Origin of the sequence: Streptomyces sp. NPDC127190 (assembly GCF_042672505.1) — a bacterium.
In the GTDB taxonomy this organism is placed as follows: Bacteria; Actinomycetota; Actinomycetes; order Streptomycetales; family Streptomycetaceae; genus Streptomyces.
In genome coordinates this window covers 1-21,624 of record NZ_JBHXVE010000032.1, presented here as the reverse complement: position 1 = coordinate 21,624, position 21,624 = coordinate 1, and the positions used below count along the sequence as shown (strand labels likewise).

Annotated in this window: 17 protein-coding genes and 1 pseudogene; 11 read left to right on the top strand and 7 right to left on the bottom strand. The window is 68.4% G+C overall.

Translation table 11 applies throughout. The annotated features are described in order from the left end of the window. Positions 1–70: 70 nt before the first annotated feature. Complete coding sequence (locus ACFVIU_RS33660) at positions 71–688, bottom strand: TetR/AcrR family transcriptional regulator (RefSeq protein ID WP_385847222.1); 618 nt, start codon at positions 686–688, stop codon at positions 71–73. Between the two features lie 69 nt (positions 689–757). Between ACFVIU_RS33660 and ACFVIU_RS33655 the strand changes: the two genes are divergently transcribed. Together ACFVIU_RS33655 and ACFVIU_RS33650 are read left to right on the top strand one after the other, a co-directional pair. After that, positions 758–2,092, top strand: coding sequence for an alpha/beta hydrolase (locus tag ACFVIU_RS33655; protein WP_385847220.1), 1,335 nt, complete (start codon positions 758–760; stop codon positions 2,090–2,092). A 76-nt stretch (positions 2,093–2,168) separates the two neighbouring features. After that, the gene (locus ACFVIU_RS33650) at positions 2,169–2,375 is read left to right on the top strand and encodes a hypothetical protein (RefSeq protein WP_385847219.1); all 207 of its coding nucleotides are present in this window, start codon (positions 2,169–2,171) and stop codon (positions 2,373–2,375) included. Here the strand turns inward: ACFVIU_RS33650 and ACFVIU_RS33645 are convergent. From ACFVIU_RS33645 to ACFVIU_RS33635, 3 genes are all read right to left on the bottom strand, one after another. Continuing rightward, positions 2,356–2,703 carry a hypothetical protein gene (locus ACFVIU_RS33645; protein WP_385847217.1) on the bottom strand — a complete coding sequence of 116 codons (348 nt, stop codon included), beginning with the start codon at positions 2,701–2,703 and terminating at the stop codon, positions 2,356–2,358. The two genes, ACFVIU_RS33650 and ACFVIU_RS33645, sit on opposite strands and share 20 nt — an antisense overlap. A 375-nt stretch (positions 2,704–3,078) precedes the next feature. Further along, complete coding sequence (locus ACFVIU_RS33640) at positions 3,079–3,573, bottom strand: TetR/AcrR family transcriptional regulator (protein WP_385847216.1); 495 nt, start codon at positions 3,571–3,573, stop codon at positions 3,079–3,081. 326 nt (positions 3,574–3,899) lie between these two features. Further along, on the bottom strand, positions 3,900–4,748 hold the full coding sequence (locus tag ACFVIU_RS33635) for a helix-turn-helix transcriptional regulator (RefSeq protein WP_385847214.1): 849 nt from the start codon (positions 4,746–4,748) through the stop codon (positions 3,900–3,902). A gap of 136 nt (positions 4,749–4,884) precedes the next feature. On the opposite strand from ACFVIU_RS33635, the gene ACFVIU_RS33630 reads away from it, so the two are divergent. From ACFVIU_RS33630 to ACFVIU_RS33600, 7 genes are all read left to right on the top strand, one after another. Further along, positions 4,885–5,739: an NAD-dependent epimerase/dehydratase family protein gene (locus tag ACFVIU_RS33630; RefSeq protein ID WP_385847308.1), complete on the top strand. Its 855-nt coding sequence runs from the start codon at positions 4,885–4,887 to the stop codon at positions 5,737–5,739. A 537-nt stretch (positions 5,740–6,276) separates the two neighbouring features. Continuing rightward, a complete protein-coding gene (locus tag ACFVIU_RS33625) occupies positions 6,277–6,477 on the top strand; it encodes a hypothetical protein (protein WP_385847213.1) in 201 nt (66 codons plus the stop codon). Between the two features lie 443 nt (positions 6,478–6,920). After that, positions 6,921–7,190: a hypothetical protein gene (locus tag ACFVIU_RS33620; protein WP_385847211.1), complete on the top strand. Its 270-nt coding sequence runs from the start codon at positions 6,921–6,923 to the stop codon at positions 7,188–7,190. A 33-nt stretch (positions 7,191–7,223) separates the two neighbouring features. Beyond that, positions 7,224–7,904 (top strand): hypothetical protein, encoded by a 681-nt coding sequence (locus ACFVIU_RS33615; protein ID WP_385847210.1) that lies wholly within the window; start codon positions 7,224–7,226, stop codon positions 7,902–7,904. Between the two features lie 354 nt (positions 7,905–8,258). Then, positions 8,259–8,825, top strand: a complete 567-nt coding sequence (locus tag ACFVIU_RS33610; RefSeq protein ID WP_385847209.1) for a nucleotidyltransferase domain-containing protein — start codon at positions 8,259–8,261, stop codon at positions 8,823–8,825. Between the two features lie 109 nt (positions 8,826–8,934). Beyond that, positions 8,935–9,663, top strand: a complete 729-nt coding sequence (locus tag ACFVIU_RS33605) for a transposase (protein WP_385847208.1) — start codon at positions 8,935–8,937, stop codon at positions 9,661–9,663. Continuing rightward, entirely contained in the window at positions 9,660–10,160 is a 501-nt protein-coding gene (locus ACFVIU_RS33600) for a hypothetical protein (RefSeq protein ID WP_385847206.1), read from the top strand. Before ACFVIU_RS33605 ends, ACFVIU_RS33600 begins: the two co-directional genes overlap by 4 nt. Before the next feature lie 391 nt (positions 10,161–10,551). Here ACFVIU_RS33600 and ACFVIU_RS33595 read toward each other — a convergent pair whose 3' ends face one another. Further along, positions 10,552–13,011 (bottom strand): RICIN domain-containing protein, encoded by a 2,460-nt coding sequence (locus tag ACFVIU_RS33595; protein WP_385847205.1) that lies wholly within the window; start codon positions 13,009–13,011, stop codon positions 10,552–10,554. A 198-nt stretch (positions 13,012–13,209) separates the two neighbouring features. Further along, positions 13,210–14,646, bottom strand: a complete 1,437-nt coding sequence (locus tag ACFVIU_RS33590; protein WP_385847204.1) for an RICIN domain-containing protein — start codon at positions 14,644–14,646, stop codon at positions 13,210–13,212. 488 nt (positions 14,647–15,134) lie between these two features. Here ACFVIU_RS33590 and ACFVIU_RS33585 point away from each other — a divergent pair, with 488 nt between their 5' ends. Further along, positions 15,135–17,441, top strand: a complete 2,307-nt coding sequence (locus tag ACFVIU_RS33585) for an alpha-L-fucosidase (RefSeq protein WP_385847202.1) — start codon at positions 15,135–15,137, stop codon at positions 17,439–17,441. A 528-nt stretch (positions 17,442–17,969) separates the two neighbouring features. On the opposite strand, the pseudogene ACFVIU_RS33580 reads toward ACFVIU_RS33585, so the two are convergent. Continuing rightward, positions 17,970–18,065: pseudogene (locus ACFVIU_RS33580) on the bottom strand (transposase); the annotation flags it as partial. A 450-nt stretch (positions 18,066–18,515) separates the two neighbouring features. Here ACFVIU_RS33580 and ACFVIU_RS33575 point away from each other — a divergent pair. Then, positions 18,516–21,470 carry an RICIN domain-containing protein gene (locus ACFVIU_RS33575; protein WP_385847201.1) on the top strand — a complete coding sequence of 985 codons (2,955 nt, stop codon included), beginning with the start codon at positions 18,516–18,518 and terminating at the stop codon, positions 21,468–21,470. Positions 21,471–21,624 lie beyond the last annotated feature (154 nt).

The window sequence follows — 21,624 nt, the reverse complement described above, 5'->3', positions numbered from 1 at the left end:
GATCTGAATCGACCTGTTCGGAGTTCAGTACGCCAGCGATATGCCGCCGCCGACGGCGACTGGCGACTTGTCAAGGAGCGAGTTCCGCTTCGCGAAGTCTGCGGAACACCGCCGGAGTCGTCCATCCGCGCAACGTGGCGTGAATCGCCGATCGGAATGCGGCGTCGGCCGTCGCGGCGTCGAAGGCCCCAGCCAGTTCAAGAGTCACCAGCCCGTGGAGGGTGGCCCAGGTCGACAGGGCGATCGAGGTCGCCTCGCCGACGAGGACGGACGCCGTCACGGCGCGATCGATCGCCGCGAGAAGTGGACGGATCGGGTCACTGGCACCCACCTCCCCCGACGGGTCGAAGGACTGCACACCACCGAACAACACCGTGTACAGGTGGCTGTGTCCGCGCCCCCAGCGACGGTAGGCGACGGCCAGCGCGTAGAGGTCGGCGAGAGGGTCCGCGGAGGGCTGCACCGCCGACAGGTCCTGGAACAGGCCTGCGACGGCTCTGTCGCGCACCGCACCGATCAGCCCGTCCTTACCGCCGAACAAGGAATACACCGCCGTCGTCGACGCCTCGGCAGCAGCGGCCACGGCGCGGACCGTGACCGACTCCCGCGGACGGGTGGCAAGCATCTCGGTCGCGTACTCCACAAGCCGCTCTTTGACGGCCTCGTCGTTTGTTCTCAGCCTACCCACGGCCAGCAGCCTACCTCGGTTTGATAACGTCGTTTTGAAACGACGTTCTGAAACTATGGGAGGTCCGCTGTGCCTACGTCCGCCATACGTCTTGTCCGCTTCACGGGACGCTTACTGCTGGCCCTGGCCGCCGTCGCGATTCTGGTCGGCGTCTTTCTCGCACTGATCGCCCTCACAGACGGGGCAGGCTCGGGGCTCGCCGCATGGTTGATGACCCTTGGAGTCGGTGCTGTCCTCGCGATGTGGCGGGGCCGGCGCCGCACTTGGCCGACGCGGCTCGTGCCGTTTCTGCCGGTGGCTGTCGCGGCGGCGTTGACGGCGTCGGTCTGCATCCCAACCGTGCCGACGGCCCGGCGGTACCCGCCCGCCCTGCCGTTCGTGACCACGCAGCATTGGAGCCTGACCACGGGCAGCCGGGTCGCGGTGTACCACTACCCGCCCGCGCACCCCGGCCCCCGGCATCCCATTCCGCTCGTGTACCTCAACGGCGGTCCGGTCCGCGGCATCTCGGTACTCGACCACCGGTTCCTGCAACTCCTGGCACGCCAGGGCTACGACGTCTACACCTATGAACAAGCCGGTGGCGGACGAAGCGACCTGCTCCCCATGGGCCAGTACACGATCTCCAGATCGGTCCGCGACCTCACCGCCTTCGTCGACCGCCTGAACAAGGGAAAGGTCGACATTCTCGGATTCTCCTCAGGCGGGGTCGTGCTGACCCGAGCCCTGGCCGATCCGCGCGTCGCCGCACGCTTGCGTCGAGCGATCATCGCTGAGCCCGGCCCCATGGACGGGCCCACGGCGCACATCACCGGGCACAAGGGCCGAAAATCCGCGCGGGGCCTCGCGCCGGCCATGGCGGGGCCGCGATCGACGCACGTCCCGCGGTACGCCGTGGCATTCGGCCTCATGCGACTTGGACTTCTCACCCCCGACACCGGTCTGATCGGACAGGCCGAAGGTGACAACGCCTTCACCGCCGCCGACCTCGGCAGCGACACCGCATCCGCCTACTGCGCACGCGACGCGCACCGCATCCCAGCCGAGAACACCGCACGCAACTTCTCCTTCAGCCCCGCCGCCAGCCTTCGCGTCGAGCAGACGGTCAAAGACTCGCCTTCTATCGCACTCCTACTGAGGCAGTCCCGGACCCCCGCGATGCTGATGATCGCTGAGTGCTCCTCCCAGGTCCGCCAATGGGAGACCACCGTCCTTGCCGATGACCCTGCCATCCAGCGCACGCAGTACATGCCCGGCGTCGGACACCACATGTGGAACGGTCTGGACGACAACAACGACCGGGCCGTCGCCGTCATCACTGCGTTCCTTCAGGACAAGCCAGCTCCCCTGCCGAACTACCCGACCCGCGACGAGATCGCGACCTTCCTGCGCGACCACAAATGAAGACGGTTGCTGACGGCGGGTTGGCCTCGCGGCAGGAGTGCTCGGCGGGCGGGGCTGGGTCCAGCCTGTGGGGCTGTTGCCTCTATGGCGAGGACGCAAGATCACCCTTGCCCGGGCCGACGGCGGCCACACCGGCGCCCTCGTCACCTGGGCGAAGGAGAAACTCCAGCTCACCCCGCAGATCGTCAAGCGCAGTGACGACATGGCGGGGTGTGTGGTGCTGCGAGACGGTGGGTGGTGGAGCGAAGTCCGGGGTGGTGCGTTCACGGCGCCTGGTGCGTGACTTCGAGACGCTGCCCGCCGGCAGCGAGGCGTTCATCTGCTTCTCGTCGAGCATGCTCATGGCCCGACGTCTGGCCCGCCCGGTCAACTCCCCGCACCGGACCGGACGACGCTCGCCGCATGAACCGGCCCGACGGCGACGCCACCAGCGACCCCCGCTCGACCAGCCGTTTCGCCCTGGACCGCGCTCCCTCGATCTTCGCCGGCACCAGCGGCAGATCCAGCCGGGCCGCCAGCTCCTTCGCCGACACCCGCTCGCCGTCACCCGGTTTGGCCTGGACCAGCTCAACGATCCGCCGGTACTCCGACGCAAGCAGTCCCGGTGCCACCGTGGCACGATCGACCCCGCGACCGGGCTCCTCTCCACCTCCACCGGCGCCTCCCTCGGGGCAGGGGCAGGGCCATGCGTCTCCCCGGCCGGCATGGCCAGAGCATCGGCGAGTTCCGTTCGGGCGAGCACCAGGCGTTCCCACACCGCTTCGGGCGCGCCGAGTTCGGCAAGGGACCGTGCTGTCTCCGCCTGCAGCTCCGCCGCCCGAGCCCGGGCGGCGGCCTCCCGTTCCTCCGGCAGCCCCCTCACCGATGTCACTGGTCGTCTCCGCATCGCCGAGCACGAACTGAACGCCCGAACCCTCCCGCAGCAACACCGGAACCATGCCTGATCAGCGGAAACTCATCGGTCGCGTCCGGAAAGACAACCGCTTCTAAGGGGCGAGTGGGGTTGGGCGCGCCGGGTCGTCCTGGTTGCCGCGCTGCGCGAGGAGCTGCTCGGCTAGCTCCCGCGCGGATAGGGCCGGGTTGGTGTCGGGGCGGGTGGCTCCGGCAGCCAGGGCTCCGTCGATGAGCAGCAGAAGCTGGTAGGCGGCGTGGGCGGGATGGGGATGGCCGAGCCTGACCAGCTCGTCTGCCAGGAGCCTGCTCACGCGCTCACGGTATGGGCGGATGATGGCATGTCCCGGATGGGCAGGGTCGGCCAGGGCCAGATCGGCGGCGAGATACCGACAGCCCCGGAAGTCCGGCTTGGTGACGATGGTGGCGAGCTTGTCGAAGACGGCCAGCAGGCGCTCGCGTGGATCGTCGCCGGCGGCCCGCATGGTCTGCTCATAGCTGGCCTCGTCCTCGGCGGCGCTACGGCGCAGGACCTCGACGATCAGGCCGTCCTTTCCGCCGAAGTGCTCGTAGAGCGACCGACGAGCCAATCGGGCGTGACGCGGGCAGCCAGGCTTCAACAGCGATGACGGTAGGACGGTGACGGCTTCTGTCCCCCAGGTCACGCCCCCAGCGATCCGCAGCGTGTTTGGGGACAGGCCGCCAGCCGGCCTGGAGCGGGAGGATGCACAGCGGTCGCCCGGACTTGGCGTTCATGAGAGCCGACCGGATGCGGTCAATCACCCACGGTCAGGCCGGCGCCGCCCAGACAGCCGTCCACCAGGTCGGGCCGATACTGGATCTGTTTGAGCCTGCGCTTCACCGCCCGGGTGATCTGCCTGGTCGGCGGCAGCGAGGTTGCCGATGTCGCTCATGCTCAGGAGCCCGTCGGCGTCAGGTCCTGCAAGCCCACCACCCGCAGCAACTGCAAGCGCTCGTAGGACTCCGTGCCGGGGCGGGCCGTGTGGATGACGAGTTGCTGGTTGTGGTCGGAGTTGACGAGGATCTCGCAGTCGAGTTCGAGGATGCCGATCGCAGGGTGCCGGAAGCGTTTGGTGGAGGCGCGGCGTACGGCGACCTCGTGTTCGTCCCAGAGGCGGGCGAACTCCTCGCTCCTGGCTCGTAGTTCGGCGACGAGGGCGGCGGGTTCGGGGTCCGTGGGGCGGGCCGAGGCCACCGCTCGCAGGCCGGCCACCTGCTCGCGGGCGCGCTCCGGGCGGTCCTCGGGCGGGAACAGCTCCTGGGCTGCCGGGTCCAGGAAGAAGCGGCGGATCATGTTGCGTCCTTGGGGCGGTCGGGCGAGGACGTCCCCGCTCAGCGCCCGTGACAGTGCGTTCTGGGCCAGGACCTCGCCGCAGTCGGTCGCCACCATCGCCGGGGTGTCGTGCAGCCGGTCCAGCACCAGGAGCAGGCCCGGTCGCACGTACGTGCTGGTCTCCTCCCGGCGCGGTGGCTGTTCACCGGTGAGGTGGAAGAGGTGGTCGCGTTCGTCCTCCGTCAGGCGCAGGGCGCGGGCCAGCGCGGTGAGCATCTGGTGGGACGGGCGCGGGCCCCGGGACTGCTCCAGCCGCGTGTAGTAGTCCACGGACATGCCGGCCAGCTGGGCCACCTCTTCGCGGCGCAGCCCCGGCGTACGGCGGCGGGCGCTGGCCGTGAGGCCCACGTCGGAGGGGGCCAGGCGGGCGCGAGCGCGGCGCAGGAAGTCGGCGAGTTCGGCTCGGTTCACCTTTCCAGGGTGCGCGAGGCCGGCCGGCTTATCCAGGGACTCCCGGTCCCCTGATGAAGAGGTCTCTCCCTCTCGTTTCCGCATCCGCCGAGGCTGGTCATCAACGACAGGCGACGCAGTGCGTGAGGAGCACATGATGCTGACTTTGGTGACTGGTACGACGGGACAGGTCGGACGCCGTTTCGTGCCGAGGCTGCTGGCCCAGCGGCAGCCGGGCGAGCAGGTGCGCGTCCTGGTACGGGACGCTGCCCGCGGCGAGCGCTTCGCGGAACTGGGCGCCCAGGTCGCGGTAGGAGACATGCGCGAGGAGGAGTCACTCGGCAAGGCGCTCGCCGGCGTGGATGCCGTCGTGAACGTCGCCGCCTCCTTCCGCGGGGTGCCCGATGAGGAGGCATGGGCCGTCAATCGGGACGCCGCGGTGGCCCTGGGCCGCGCCGCGCAGGCCTCGGGTGTGGAACGGTTCGTGCAGGTCAGCACGAACAACGTGTACGGCGTCGGACGGGGCCGCCCGCTGACCGAGGAGGACGAGAGCCGGCCGGGCGGCGCGATGTGGGGTGCCTACCCCGAGTCCAAGGCCGAGGCCGAGCGCGAACTGCTCGCGCTCAAGGGCCTGGACGTACGCATCGGACGGCTCCCCTTCGTCTACGGCGAGGGCGACCCGCACCTCGCCAATTCCTTGCACTGGGCCGACCGTTGGGCGCCGCATCAGCGCCTGCAGATGGTCCACCACGCGGACGTCGCCCAGGGCCTGATGCGTCTGCTGTACACGCCGGGCATCGCCGGCCGGATCTACAACATCGCCGACGACGCCCCCGTCACGACGGTCGAGCTGTACCAGCTCAACGGCGTAGAGGTGCCCGCCGGGCTCCACGAGCTCACGGACCCCGACCCATGGTTCGGGATCATGTCCAACCAGCGGATCCGTCGGGAGCTCGGCTTCCGGCCGATCTACCCGAGCGTCTGGACGGCCCGGGACGCCGGAGCCCTGTGACGGTCCCTGCGCCCGGCCAGTCCACCCCTCTGCCTCGGCTGCCTGAAGCCGCAGGTCAGCTGGTGTCGGTGGTGACACATATCGGGCCCCGGCTCAGTTCGGCGGGCCGCCACGGAAGGGCTCTGGCGGCGGCCTGCTCCTGCATTCGTACTCCGAAGCGAGGTCGACGTTGACCACTTCCTGGCCGCCACGGCGCACCGCTCGCCGTCCGCTCGCCCCGCGCGTCGCCGCGGCACGCGAGCCGGTCGACCCCGCCCGCATCGGCCGGCGCGTCGTAGGGCGGCGGGTGAAGGGCATGGACGCTGCCGCCGTCGCCCGCGCCCTCGAGGACGCCCGGTTCGACGCGCGGCAGGCTTCCGGGCACGAGGACCCGGCGGACGACGAGCGCGGCCGCGGAGCTCGCGGAGTGGCAGCGCATCGACCAGCTGCTCGCTGCCGCCACGGCCGTGTTCAGCACCGCAGAGCACGCCGCGGTCCGCAACCTCGTATCGCGGCTTTCCTCTGCCGCGCGGCCGGATGCGGCCCTTCTCTGGGGGCATGAGTCAGACGCTCGGAGGTGCAGGTGCGCTCCGCAAGGGTGTGGAGATCGCCCTGATCGCGGTGGTGACGGCCATCGCCGCGCTGCCGCTGACCATGCTCGGCCTGTCCCGGCTCCCCGCCGAACGTGCCTACCAGCAGTGCGCCGAGCAGCCCGACGTCTCCAAGTGCCATGACCCGCTGACGCCCTGGCTGCCCTAGGGTCTGTCGTCAAATGATCTCGACTGGTGGATCATGATCGGGTGAGACGCCGCCATGAACTGTCGGACGCTGAAGGGGAGTTCGTCCGGCCGTTGCTGCCCGTGGCGTCGCGTGGGCGCAAGCGGCTGGACGACCGCAGGGTCCTCAACGGGATCGTGTCGAAGTTCCGTACAGGCCCGGCTGGCGGGACGTGCCCGAGCGGTACGGGCCGTGGGCCACGCTGCACACCCGTTGTCGCTGGTGTACACGGCGGCCGCTACCAGAAGGTCCTGGACCTGTACGAGGAAACCCACCTCGACACCCACCTCCTCCGGGCCCACACGGCATTCCTACAGTTCCCCGACTGAGCTACGGAAGGCCTCTGGCTCTGGTGTCCGCGCGGACTGCACAATCGGTGGTCCAGCGCGACGCCCTCCGCGTTCGCATGGACCCGGAGGTGGTGTGTGTCACTGAGCTCGAGACGGCTGCGCAGAACGGCGGAGCAGGAGAGCATGGCCGCCATCCAGCACATGCGGGGCCGGCGGCTCCGGCAGGCGCTGGAGAGCAGCCGTGCAGCGGAGGCCGCGGTCCGGCGATTGCGGCAGACCGAGCCCGACGACACACAGCATGTGCGGGTGCTCGCCTCGATCCTCTACAACCAGGCGATGATCCAGGCCATGAACGGTGCCGTCGCCGACGGCGTCCTGGCCGCCCGTGGCGCCGTCGAGGCCTAAGACTCCTTGATCCCCGGTGTCGGCCCCCAGGAGGTGGCCGCGGCAGTCGCGCTGCGGTCCGCCGGGGGGTTCCTGCGCGGCCCGGCGGACGGCGGCGTGCCCGTTCACGAGACGGCCCTGGAGGCGGCCGATGCCAAGGCCCGCCTGTGTGGCCTGCTGGCCGAGGCTCACGGCGAGCAGGCCCTGGCGCAGGTGCGCCGCCTGGGCGAGGAGGCCGTCTCCGTGTACGAGGCGGTCGCCCGGGTGCTGCCCGGGCACGAGGGGGGACTGCACCGGGTGCGGTCCCTGTGTGCAGCGGCCCTGGACGCTGCACAACCCGGGGAGGATCTGCGGGAGGTCTCGCATCTGCGGGGGCTGGCGCGCTTCCGGGTGCCGGCGCACTGGGTGGTGCTGGCCGCCGATGGCGCTACGACCGCGGACGCCCCGGGCATCGGACGGTTGTCCGTGCGGGCCAGGATCGCCGACAGGGACCCGGCCCCGCCCGGCACCCCCGGTGCGGCCCTGGACAACGGCTGCACCCTGCGCCGCACGCACACCGAGGCACCCCTGCCGAACCGCCCCGCCCGGCGGATACGGCAGTGGGAGCTGCTCCAGCCGCTGGCCGGCCAGGTCCGGGTGGTGACCTTCACCTTCGACTACGACGCCGTGGGGAGCCACGCCAAGGCGCTCGCCGTGTTGGAGCGCGAGGTCCCGGCGGCCGTGCTCGGCCCCTGAGTTCCGGCCGACAGGGCCTAAAAGGGGGGTGAGGGACAGCGACCGGGTGCCTGGGGGGAGCTGGGGCGGTGGGGCGCCGGCAGCGCGAGCTCGCCGAACAGATGGGCGTCCACGAGTCCTACGTCTCCCGCATGCTCCGGCCAGCGCGACGTCTCCTGGGGGGACGTCAGGATCATCTGCGACGAGTGCGGAGTCGTCTGATGAAACCGCTGTGGGAAGCAGCAGCCAACATCAGCCCTCGAACGCCGACGACCCCGTCGAGTACCTGCGAAGTTCGACAAGCAGCTGGAGGAGAACGCCGATTCCCTCGGGCGCGGGATCGCCCGGGTCCTGGCCGGCCGGGACCTGGACGGCGTGAAGCGGACCGATGCCAGGTTCTGGCGCGTGGGCACCTGCGTCCTGCCGAAGGCGCTGTCCGAGGTTGGCACCGGCTCTTCGGCGACGGATGGGACATTTGAGGTGCATCGCGACGATCAGGCAGGGAGTCTTCCGATGGCGCTGTCGCCGGAGCGAGTCGTTGAGATCAACGAGGTCATCGACCGGATCACTCGCTGGTCGAGAGGCCGTAATGACATCGTCGGTCTGCTCTTGGTGGGATCTTGCGCCCGCAATGCCGTGCGACCGGACTCCGACATCGACATCGTCCTGCTCACCACGGACGAGTCTCGATATCTGCTTGAGGATGCCTGGGCCGTGGAATTGGGGCTGGGTGAAGTGATCCGCACCCAGTCGTGGGGACCGATCACAGAACGACGCTGTTCCACGGCCTCCGGCCTGGAAGTCGAGCTGGGAATCGGCTCCCCGGCCTGGGCGAAGACAGATCCTGTTGATTCGGGGACGCATCGGGTCGTCACCGACGGCGCCCGGGTGTTGCACGACCCGGCAGGCATCCTCGGTGATCTTCTCTCCGCCTGTTACTGAGGTTTCAGAGGGCGGTATGTGAGTGCATCGGTGCTTTGTCGTCACCTGAACGTGTGGCAGGACGGCATCCCGGCCGGTCGGCGGCCGTGGGCGTGCTGGGCTGGTCCCCGTGAGCGAGCGCAAGCCCTACAGGACCGACCTGTCCGACGAGCAGTGGGCGCTGGTCGAGCCGGTGATTACCACATGGAAGGCCGCGCACCCCTCGGTCAGCGGCCATCAGGGCCGGTACGCGATGCGGGAGATCGTCAACGCGCTGCTCTACCAGGGCCGCACCGGCTGCCAGTGGGAGCTGCTCCCGCACGACTTCCCGCCGCCCGGCGCGGTGAAGTACTACTTCTACACCTGGCGTGACGACGGCACCGACCAGACCGTCCACGACCTGCTGCGCTGGCAGGTGCGGGAGAAGGCGCGCCGGAAGGCGGATCCGAGTCTGGTGGTGCTCGACACCCAGAGCGTGCACGTCGCGGCCGGGGTGCCCGCGTCGGCGCACGAGAATGCCGTCGGCGCCGCGCTGCTGGACAAGGTCGTCGCCGACACCGACACCGTTCAGAAGGCCCTGGTCGACCAGGGCTTCAAGAATGCCGTCGTCGCGCACGGCCAGCAGGTGGGCATCGAGGTGGAGATCGTGGAGCGTAATCCGGTACAGACCGGGTTCGTTCCGATCCCCAAACGGTGGATCGTGGAGCGCGCCTACGGGATCTTGATGCTGCACCGCAGGCTGGTGCGCGACTACGAGCACCAGCCCCGCACCTCCGAGTCGCGGGTGTACTGGGCGATGACCGCGGTGATACTGCGCCGGCTGACCGGGGCGACCGCACCGGCCTGGCGCACCGCATGACCGGCGGGGAGCTGACGCTCGGAGCGGTGCTGGCCAGGCTGGAGGAACGGGAGCGGAAGCTCGCCGCGCAGGCCGAGGCGGTCAAGGAGTGGATCGCGGAACTCTCCGCGCAGCTGCAGGAGCTTCACCAAACCGCCGAGGAGGTCCGGATCACCCGCAAGACGCTGCTGGAACTACCCGAGCCGGCCCCGGCCGCACCGCCGTCCCCGAAGCTGCCGGACCATCCGGCCTACCAGCAGATCATGGCGGTGTTCGCCGCGGCCGACACCCCGCTGCGGGCCCGGCAGGTGTGCGAGGCGATGGACCTGGAGATCGCGCCCAACACCATCAACAACACCCGCCTGAAGCTCAAGCGGCTCGCCGAGCGCGGAATCCTGGTCGAGACCGAGCAGGGCTTGTTCACCCAGGCGGGCTTGGACGCGTGGCGCGAGGTCGTCGACGCGCGCGGCGTCGAACCCATCGTGCAGGTGCACCAGGGCGGCTCAGGAACGGGCTGACAGAGCTCGCCGCCTTCCCGCGCAGTAGCTCGAAGCCGCCGGTCGTTGACCAGCTCGGCCTCCCGGGGCGATTCGGACAGGAAGAACTGCGGCCGCTGCACCCCGGCATCCCCGCACCGGCCACCGGCTCCGCCCCTGCCAGGCAAGTGATCGTCTTGTTCCGCTCCCTCGGCGCCAGCAGCGGCCTATGACCAACCCGGCCTGCCGTCAACCCACGCCACCGCCGAATTCAACGAACTACCGGTAACTACCTGGGCTCGGGCACGGGCACCGGCCGGTCGTTGCTCCGGGGGTGCCGTTGGGGGATGCGCAGTAGGGCGAGGTTTGCTCCACTGCGCATCAACGACCAAGATGCTACTGAGTTGACAAACGCCGTTTCACCGGGTGCCGGTCAGGCGATTCTGACCAACTGCCACTGCTGGTTGGTGGCGCCGTTGGTGATCCACTGGTCGATGGCTGCTCCGTTGGTGGTGGAGTTCCCCGACACCTCGAGCAGGTAGCCGTTCGAGCGGGACTCGATGGTGTAGTTGCCGTTGTCGGACGGGGCGATCACCCATTGCTGGTTGGCGCCGCCGTTGGACGTCCACAGCTCCAGTTGGGTGCCGGGCCAGGTGGTGACGTTGGGGATGTCCAGCGCCTTGCCGCTGCCGACCCCGGTGATGGTGTAGTACCCGGCGCTGTTCAGGGTCAGCTTCCACTGCTGGTTGGTAGCGCCGTTGGCGGGCCACTGGTCGATCAGGGTGCCGTCGCTGGTCCCGGCCCCTACTGCGTCGAGGAGTTCACCGCTGCGCACACTGACGATCTTGTAGGTGCCGGTGAGGTCGGGCACGGTGCCCGGGGTGATGGACAGGTTGGAGTACTGGACGGGGTGGTAGCCGGCGGTGCCGAGGCCGATCTGGCCGCCTTGGTAAGTGCTGTCGGTGACCGTGGCGACCGTGGTGCTGTCGATCTTGGCGGTGATCGTGCTGCCCTGGAAGGACAGGGCCAGGTTGTGCCAGGTTTTCGTGCCGGGTGCGGCCCCGGTACCGCTGGCCAGGGTGGTCCAGGTCCAGGAGGTGTCCGTCTTCAGCAGCGACCAGGCACCGGTGTCCGACAGCCGCAAGTGGTAGGCGTTCAGCCCGTTGTTGTTCTTGGCCTGGGTGCCGACGCGTCCCAGGACCTCGGCGGCGCTGCCGCTGTTCTCCAGCAGCACGTCGGAGCTGACCGTGTAGTTGCTCCAGCCCGCATCACCCATGGTGGTGTACGGCTGGTTGCCTGACTCATCGGTCCAGCGGATCGGCTGGACGGGCGCCATCTGGCGCAGGCACGCGCCGCTGCGGCCACCGCTGCAGGGTGCCGCCTGGAAGGCTCCGTTCATGGAGGAGAAGTACTTCGCCTCCTGGCCCGTGCTGTAGCCGGCGAACGAGTCGGAGTACGGCAGCGCCAGCCGGGTGCGCTGCGGAGGCGTGGTGGTGCCCGCGCCCTGACCGGTGGTGGTGGTCACCGTGTAGATGTGGCCGGGGGCGAGGGCGAGGGTGTAGGTGCCGCCGCCGGCGGTCAGGTCGGCGTTCTGCACCATGTGCGGGGTGGCCTTGCCGGGCTGCGACAGGTCGGTGGACCACACGTGCAGGGTGCCGCTGGGCAGGCCGCCGGTGACGTTGAGGGTGACGGTCTGGGAGGCCGTGGCGTCCATCGTCTCGAAGACGGTGCTCCAGGCGCTCTTGTCAGGAGCGGCGTAGCTGACGTAGCTGCCGTTGGAGCGCGAGCCGCCGAGGTAGCCGGTGGCGGTGTCCAGGTACTTCCAGCCCGGCGAGGTGAACTGAGTCGTCTGGGCGATAGCCCAGGTGGTGCGGCCCACGCTGTAGTTGCCGGACCAGGGCTGGTTGGCGGTGATCAGGCCATCGTCGTGGAAGGCGAGGTTCTGGTACAGGGACGCGACAATGGGCCAGTTGATGTAGGCGGTCAGCTTGGCGTCGATGTAGCCGCGGTTGATGGCACGGGCGACCGGGGCCGCGCCGGTCTCGGCGTCCTCCGAGCCGTTCTCACTGGCCCAGATCGGCTTGCCGAGCGATTGGGCATCGGAAGTGGAGGAACAACTCGTCATCGCCGACAGGTAGCTGCACGGGTAGTGGGAACCGGCGATGTCCACAGCCTTGTACAGGTTGCTGTCGTTCTTCATGCCGGCGGCTACGGACCAGCCGAAGTTGTCGCCGCCGACCAGCTTGGTCGAGGTGTAGCCGTTCGAGTTCAGGGCGGACTTCAGGCTCTCGTACCAGGAGGCGTTGTAGTTCCTCTCGTTCCATCCGCCGAGGTAGTCGATGGTCAGACCGTGCTGCTTGGCGCAGCCGAGCCAGGACATCAGGTAGTCGATCATGTCCTGGGAGTAGAAGCTGCCGCCGCCGATCCAGCCGGGGGCGCCCCAGGACAGGCCGTAGAACTTGATGCCCGGGTTGCGAGCCTTGGCCTGCTCCATCAGCCACCACTCGTAGCCCGCGTTGCAGTCGACGGTGCCTTTGGTGTGCTCGATGCTCGCCTCGGCTCCGTCGGTGGAGTTGGTGTCGCCACCGATCTCCACCTTGAGGATCTGCAGGTCTGCCCCGTAACCGGGCTTGAACAGGTGGTCGAGGATTTCATTGCGCCGGGTTGTCGGGTAGTCGTACAGCAGGCGGGTGTTACCGCCTCCGCCGCTGATCGCCCCGATGCCGTCGAAGGTGCGTCCGCCGCTGGTGCCGTCCACGGTGACCGCGGTGTTGGTGGCGGCGTACGCGGGGGACGGAACTCGCCCGCTGAGCAGGGCGAGGGCGAGGAGCAGAGCGGCCACGGCCGCTATCCGTCTGATGTGTCTGTCGGGCAGACGCAGAACGGTCCGCATGGTGTCCTCCTGTGGTGGGTGTGCGGGTGTGCCTCGGTGGCGCACCGCAGGAACATGCCAGGCCGTGGTTCATACGGCCTGGCACGACGGTGGTGAGGCGTGGCACAGGCGGGCTCACGGATCAGCGGTGCTGCCGCGGGCTGGAAGATGGGCGTTTCGCGCGTCGAGGCCAAGGAGCACCGGACGGCGCGTGGGCGGTCAGGCGGTGCGCTGCTGGAACTGCTGGTTGGTGCCGGTGCCGCAGGTCCACTGGATGAGGCGGGTGCCGTTGGCGGTGGACGCGTCCTTCACGTCCAGGCACTTGCCGCTGTGCCGGGCGACGAGGTGGAAGTAGCCGTTGCCCTGGTCCTGGAGCAGCCACTGCTGATTGGTGCCGCCGCCGCAGTGGTACTGGTTCACGTAGGCGCCGTCCGCGGTCGAGGCGCCCGAGACGTCCAGGCACTTGCCGCTGTGCTCGGCGACAACCTGGACGTAGCCGCCGCCGGCGTCGGTGAGCCGCCACTGCTGGTTGAGGCCGCCGCCGCAGTCCCACTGGAGGATGACCGCGCTGTCGGCGGCGGAGTTGTCCGAGACGTCGAGGCATCTGCCGCTGTGCCGGGCGAGGAAGTGGTAGTAGGGGCCGCCGCCCACGCCGGTGACGGTTGCGGCGGCCGTGTCGATGGCGAGCTGGGGGTACCACGGCAGGTCCATGGTCGTGTTGGTGGGAAAGGTGAGGGGCAGCCAGACGTACTGGGAGTCACTGACCGTGCCGCCCATGGAGTTGCCCCAGCGGTCGCCCATATACAGGTACGAGGTGCCCGTGGAGCCCTGGAGGGAGAGGACGAAGGCGGTCTGGGAGCCGTAGGCCGTGTCGTTGCCGACGTCCGCCATGGCCGTCCACGGGCCGGCGAGGCTGGTGGCGGTGGCGTACCTCTGCTGGTTGGGCTTCCAGCCGCTGTTGGCGGAGGTGAGCATGAAGTAGACGCTGCCCCGCTTGAACAGTGCCGGAGCCTCGCGGAAGGTGCCGGGCCAAGGGTTGGCGACCAGGCTGTCGACGCCGGTGTAGTCGGAGGTCAGCTTGAAGATGTCAAGGTCGGCGTTCTGGTTGGCGGAGGAGACCAGGTAGGCGGTGCCGTCGCCGTCCTTGTACAGGGTCATGTCGCGCGAGGTGATGCCCAGCGGCCGGAAGCTGCCCAGATAGGTGTAGGTGCCGTCGACCGTGTCCGAGACGGCTACGGCGACCCGGGCCTGGGTGTAGTCGGTGGCCAGCTCCTTGTGCATCCACATGACGTACTTGCCGGTGGCGCTGTTGTAGATGACCTTCGGCCGCTCGATGTTGGCGGAAGCGAGCTCGGCGGCGCTGCCCTGCGTGAGGACGTTGTTACGGAACTCCCATGTCTTCATGTCGGTTGAGCGGTAGACCGAGACGTACTTGAACGAGTTGTCGGGGTTTCGGTTCTCGCCGAACCAGTAGTAGTAGGAACCGACCTTGATGACGCCACCGCCGTGGGCGTGGACCACGGCTCCGGTGGTGTCGGTGAACTGGGTCGCGTTGGTCACCGTGGCGGGGGCGGCCTGTGCGGGTGCACCGGCGGGCAGGAGCGCGAGCACGCCCATGAGCACGGCCGAAATGATCAAGCGGGCACGACGGAGCATCAGGGTTCCTCGTGGAAAGCCGGCGGGAGCGGGCCGGCATTGGGTGCGGCTCTTCGCAGGTGGGCGGCAACCCCCCCGAAGATCTTGGAAACTGTCGGAAGTTGTTCGTTTCTGCTGGAGCACCGTAGGGCGCGACAGGGGCTCCGTCAACGCTTCCTGCCGTTTTGATCATGAGTCCATGACTCCGACGCGTGGTCAGATTCATCCCATGTCAACTCCGCTGCCGACAGGGTCAGTCGGGCATTCATGGCGACTTTGCAAGAAAATGTGCACGACGCTAGACACCAGCAACACCGATGGCCGTTAATTCATCCAATGTCTCCGGGTTGGAGTAGGACGGGGGCAGGGACACTCACAGACCCGGAACCATCGGTCGAGCCGCACTTCCGTCTGACACAGAGTCGCCGACTCCGGGGAAAACGTTTCAACGTCGAACAGGAGAAACCACGGTGCCGGAATCCATCTCACGCAGATCGGTTCTCGCCGGCATGGCGGCCACAACGGTGGCCGCAGCGGTCGGCTCCATCGCGGTGGGGACACCGGCGTACGCCGCGACGGCCGCCACCCCGCTGCCGCTTCCGCCCTTGCGCATCCCGAAGACCGACATGGGCGTCGAGCAGCAGCCCGATTCCAAGATCCAGTGGCTGCAGGACGCCAAGTTGGGCATGTTCATCCACTGGGGCGTCTACTCGGGCCCGGCCAAGGGCGAGTGGTGGATGCACAATGCTCCGATCACGCCGAGCGACTACCGGAAGTACGTCACCGACGCCACGAGTGAGCAGTTCACCGCGGACGCCTACGACCCGGCGGCCTGGGCCCAGTTGGCCAAGGACTTCGGAGCCAAGTACGTGACACTGACGACACGTCACCACGACGGCTTCGCGCTGTGGCCGCTGAACCACCCCAACGCCTGGTCCTCCGGGCAGGCGCCGTTCAACCGGGACTTCGTCAAGGACTACGTCGCGGCAGTGCGGGCGGCCGGCCTCAAGGTCGGCCTGTACTACTCGCCGATCGACTGGCGCTACCCCGGCTACTACGACGTCACCGGCACCAACTGCGCCCCCAACCCCTGGAACTACACCACCGACCCCGCGCACAAGGAGAACGCGCGGATCATGAAGACCGAGGTGTACGAGTCCGTCAAGGAACTCGTCACCCAGTACGGCAAGATCGACGACCTGTGGTGGGACGGCGGGTGGGTCGCCGAAAAGGGCACCGACGCCGACGGCGCGTTCTTCTGGGAGCCGGGTCAGTTCCGCGACTCCGCCAACCAGTGGCCGGTGGACGCCGTCTACGGCGAGACCGACGCCGACGGCAAGCCGCTGGGCCTGATGGGCATGGTACGCAAGCACCAGCCCGACATCGTCGCCACCGCACGCTCCGGCTGGATGGGCGACTACGCCAGCGACGAGGGCGGCTCGGTACCGAGTGGAGCGATCCGCACCGGCAAGCTCGTCGAGAAGGTGTTCACCGTCGACGGCACCTGGGGCTACAACTCGAGTGCCACCGTGATGAGTTACGGAACCACGATGAACATCCTGGTCAACTGCTGGGTGCGGAACATGACCGCGATGGTCAACGTCGGCCCGGACCGGCACGGCACGGTCTCCGCCGCCCAGGCGAACCTGCTGCGGCAGATCGGTACCTTCATGACCGCCTGCGGCCAGTCCATCTACGGCACCCGCGGCGGCCCCTGGAACCCCGTCGACGGCCAGTACGGCTTCACCTACAAGGACAACACCTTCTACATCCACCTGCTGCCCGGCTACAGCGGCACCTCCTTCACCACACCGCCGGTCGGGGACGCCCAGGTCACGCGCGTGTTCGACGTACGCTCCGGCAACAACCTCTCCTTCACGGTCGGCGCCGACGGCCGGGTCGCCATCAGCGGCATCGACCGCACCACCCACCCCCAGGACAGCGTCGTCGGCGTCACCCTCGACCGCAGCGTGCAGCCCGCCGACATCGCCGCCGGCAAGACCGCCACCGCCGACAGCGAGGAGACCACCCAGGGCAACACCGCCGGGAAGGCGGTCGACGGGGCCACCAACACCCGCTGGTGCGCGAACGACGGCAGCACCGGCCACTGGCTCAGGGTCGACCTCGGCTCGACCCGCTCCCTGACCGGCACCCGCATCGCCTGGGAGAAGGACAGCACCAACTACCGCTACAGGATCGAGGGTTCCACCGACAACAGCACCTGGACCCTCCTCGCCGACCGTACCGCCACCACCAGCACCAGCCAGGTGCAGGTGGCCGTGTTCCAGGCCCAGGCACGGTACGTCCGCGTCACCGTCACCGGGCTGCCGTCCGGCGTGTACGCGTCCATCCGCAACCTGGAGGTCTACGACCGGCCCTTCGGCGTCGCGGACCTGGGCAGCTACAAGCTGGTCAACCGCAAGAGCGGCAAGGTGATGGACGTCGCAGGCGCCTCCACCACCGACGGCGGCTCCGTCATCCAGTGGCCCTGGACCGGCGGCACCAACCAGCAGTGGAACCTCGTGCCGAACACCGACGGCTCCTACCGGCTGGTCAACGGCCGCAGCGGCAAGGTCCTGGAGAGCCCCGGCGGTTCCGCCCAGGGCGCGAGCCTGGACCAGTGGACCGACAACGGCGCCGACAACCAGTGGTGGAAGCTCCTTCCGTCCACCACCAGCGGCTACTACCGGCTCGTCAACGTCCGCAACGGATGGTGCGCCGACGTCAAGGACGCCTCCACCACCGACGGCGCCGCCGTCATCCAGTGGCCCACGACCGGCGGCACCAACCAGGACTGGCAGCTCGTCGCCCTCTGAGCCACGGCACTCGGGGCCGGGCCGCACGGCGGTCCGGCCCTTCCCCGCAGTGCCACGTCCTCCAGCCCCTGAAACGCGTTGGAGTCAGCGCCATGGGACTCTACGACCAACCGCTCGACCGCAGACGGTTCCTGACCGCTGCGGCACCACCGCCGCCGCCGTCGCACTGCCCGGATTCTCCGCCGGCAACGCGGCCGCCGCCGTTACCTCCCCTCCGACCACCTGGCGCGGATGGTCGCTACGGCCCGGACCGGCACCATCACCTGCCAATTGGCGGCGACCGACACTGCCGACCCCGCCGGTCACGCCGACGAGGTCTTTGCCTTCACCCGGAGGTGTATCCAGCGCGCCAAACAGGGCCAGCAGGGGAGGACGCCGGATGCGGTCGTGGAGGCAGGCCAAGGATTGTCCCGCTATGTACATGAGGTGGCAGGGGCAGGCGTGGGAGCAACAGCCATACTCGACGTGCGACGATGACGGATGTTCATGACCTGCTGCCAGACCCACGGGATCTGTTGGCGTGGGCCGACTGGGGTGCGCGGCCTTCCATGTGGTAATCACCGGCTCGACCAGCGCCCACTGCTCGTCGGACAGGTCGGTCCTGTAGAGCTTGCGCTCGCTCAAGGGGACCAGCCCAGCACGCCCACGGCCGCCGACCGGCCAGGATGCCGTCCTGCCACACGTTCAGGTGACGACAAAGCACCGATGCACTCACATACTGCCTTCTGAGAATGCCGAATTCTGCGTCCACCCGGGATCAGCTTTCGCTTCGTTCCTGCAACCGTCGATCGCCTTGCCGGGTGACTGAAAGGGTGGACAGACAAAAGCCTGTCAAGCGCGGCCCCCGCCTATGAGCCAAACTTCAACCAGAAAACCCGGTGACAGCCGACCCGCCGAACACGGAACCGGTGAACTGCGTGACCACTGCCATTAGATCGCGTCCTGTGCATTGACCAGCCATACCTCGCCGCGCACACTGTTGCGAGCTCAAATGTGAGCGCTAACAAGTCCGCGGGAGGCCTTGTGCGTCGGCATTCCTGTAAATCTTATAGAGTATTTCTTTCAGCCCTTTCCGTGGCGCTGGCCGCCGTCCTGCTGCCCGGTCTGTCGCAGAACGAGGCGAAGGCGGCAACGGGTGCCTCGGTCCTCAACGAGGATGCCATCCTGGCCGCGCAGGGTCTGGCCGATCCGCAGTGGTACAAGGACAACATCCCGTTCCTGGACACCCCGGACGCGAACATCAACGGCGTTTACTACTACCGGTGGGGCAGCTACAAGCGGGCTCTGCGCTACACCACGCCGGGCACCGGGTACATATCCACCGAGTACGACCAGCCTGTCTGGTACTCGGGCAAGGCCTCGTACAGCGGACTGCCGGACGCGGCCGGGTACCACATCCTCGACGGCCGCTGGCTGCGCAACCCGACGTACATGGACGACTACCTGAACTACTGGCTGCGCGGGTCGGGCGAGGCGTCGGCGCGGAGCTACAGCGAGTGGATCACCAGTGCCGCGTACCAGCGGTATCTGGCCACCGGTGACGCGACGCACCTCAAGGCGGACCTGCCGCAGCTCATCGCGCTGTACAACAAGTGGAACTCCAACTTCACCCAGAACATCACGGTCAACGGGACCCAGACGAGCGACAGCCTGTACTGGCAGACACCGGACCGCGACGCCACCGAGTTCACCGAGACGTCGATGCGCAGCACCAACTGGGGCTCGGGCGGCGCCGGCTTCCGGCCGACCATCAACAGCTACATGTACGCGGCGGCCCAGGCGATCAGCAAGATCGCGACGATGACAGGGGACGGGGCGACCGCGAGCACGTTCGCCGCGAAGGCGAGCGCGCTCAAGGCCGGGGTGCAGGATGCCCTGTGGGATCCGCAGCGGCATTTCTTCATGCACGTGTACAACGACAACTCCACCAACAGCGGCCTCGTGGGGACCCGCACGACATGGCGGGAGGCGATGGGGTACGCACCGTGGGCGTTCGGACTCCCGGACGCGCAGTACTCCTCGGCCTGGCAGTACGTGAACGACTCGCAGCGCTTCGGGGCGCCCTTCGGGCCGACCACGCTGGAGCGGGTGCACGACTTCGAGGCCGAGCAGGCCGCCATCGTGCACGCGAACGTGCACAGCAGCTCGAGCGCCTCCAACGGACAGTACGTCGGGCAGATCGACTACTCCGACAGTTCCGCCACGTTCACCGTGAACGCCCCCGGCGCCGGCACCTACCCGGTGACCGTGTACTACGCCAACGCCACCGGCGCCACCTCCACCCATTACCTGACCGCCAACGGGGCCGCCACACCGATCACGGTGAGCTACGCGCCCACCAGCGCGTGGGGCTCGTTCTCCAAGGCGCAGGCCGTGACGGTCCAGGTGCCGATGAAGGCCGGCGCGAACACGCTGAAGTTCGCCAAGGGGACCGGGTTCGCCGAACTCGACAAGATCACCGCGAATCCCTACTTCGACTACCAGGCGTTCCCCGCCACCCAGAACCACGACGACACCAACTGCTGCCACTGGGACGGGCCGAGCTGGCCGTACGACACCTCCGCGATCCTCACCGGAATGGCGAACCTGCTGCAGGACTACCCGGCCCAGAACTACGTCACCAAGCAGTCTTACGACACGATGCTGAGCCGGTTCGCCACGCTGCAGCACAAGAACGGCAAGCCGTACGTCGCGGAGGCGGCCGACGGCGACACCGGTGACTGGGTCTACGACGCGTCGGACTTCAGTGAGAACTACAACCACTCCAGCTTCAACGACCTGGTGCTCACCGGCCTGCTGGGCATCAAGCCCCAGGCGAACGACACGCTGGTCCTCAAGCCGCTGGTCCCGGACAACTGGAACTACTTCGCGCTCCAGAACCTGCCGTACCACGGCCACACGCTGACGATCCTGTGGGACAAGGACGGCACGCACTACAACCAGGGCTCCGGCCTGCAGGTCTTCCAGGACGGCACGCGGATCTACCAGTCGGCCGGTCTCGGCAACGCCACGATCCCGGTGGCGGCCCCGGTGCTCCCGGCGACGACGACCCGTCTGGAGAACGTGGCCGCCAACGCCTGGACCGCCGACCAGGAGTGGTTCAAGGCCTGGGACAACCGCACCTACACGGCGACCTACCCCAAGGCGTTCGCGTCGTACACCAGCACCACCTCCAACGGCAATCGCTGCCGCAGCGCCAACAACCCCCGCTGCGTACAGGCCTACGACTCGCCGCTGAAGGCGATCGACGGGTACATCGGGTACGACCGGATGCCCGACGACCGGTGGACCAACATGGGATCCACGAACAGCACCGACTACCTCGGCGTGGACTTCGGCTACACCCGACCGGTCAACGAACTGAAGATCTACACGTACGACGACGGGCAGAACGTACGCGCGCCGCAGAGCTTCGACGTGCAGTACCTGTCGGGCAGCACGTGGACGTCGGTACCGAGCCAGACCAAGGCTCCCGCCACGCCTGCGGCCAACGGGCCCAACGAGGTCACCTTCCCGGCCGTCAACGCCTCGCAGCTGCGGGTGGTCTTTACCCCCCAGGCGGGCAAGTCGGTGGGCGTCACGGAGCTGGAGTCCTGGTACCCGCAGAAGACCGTGCAGATCGTCAACAAGAACAGCGGTCTGAACCTGAGCGTCAAGGGCGCAGCGACCACCGCCGGCGCCACGGTCGACCAGGAGACGGCCGACAGCAGCCTCAACCAGCAGTGGCAGCTGGAGCCGGCCGAGAACGGCTACTACAAGATCATGAACCGGAACAGCGGACTCGTCCTGGGCATCTCCGGCGCCTCCACGACCGCGGGCGCCACCGCCCTGCAGTGGGGTGACAACTTGACCCCGGACCACCTGTGGAGCGTCGTCGACGCCGGCGGCGGCTACAGCAAACTGATCAACAAGAACAGCGGCCTGCTCCTGGGAATCCAGAGCGCGTCCACGGCGCCTGGAGCCACCGCTCTCCAGTGGAGCGACAACGGCACCGCGGACCACCTCTGGAAACTGGTGACGGTCGGGTGACGGTCGGTCAAGCGGGCAACAGCCCGTCACAAGCGGGCTGACAGGTCCGGGATCAGCGGCGCGCGGGGCCCGCGCGGGGGCGGCCCCCCGCGGGGGGGGGGGGGGGGGCGGCGCGGGGGGGTGGGCGACGAGCACGCCCCAGATCGCGGTGGGG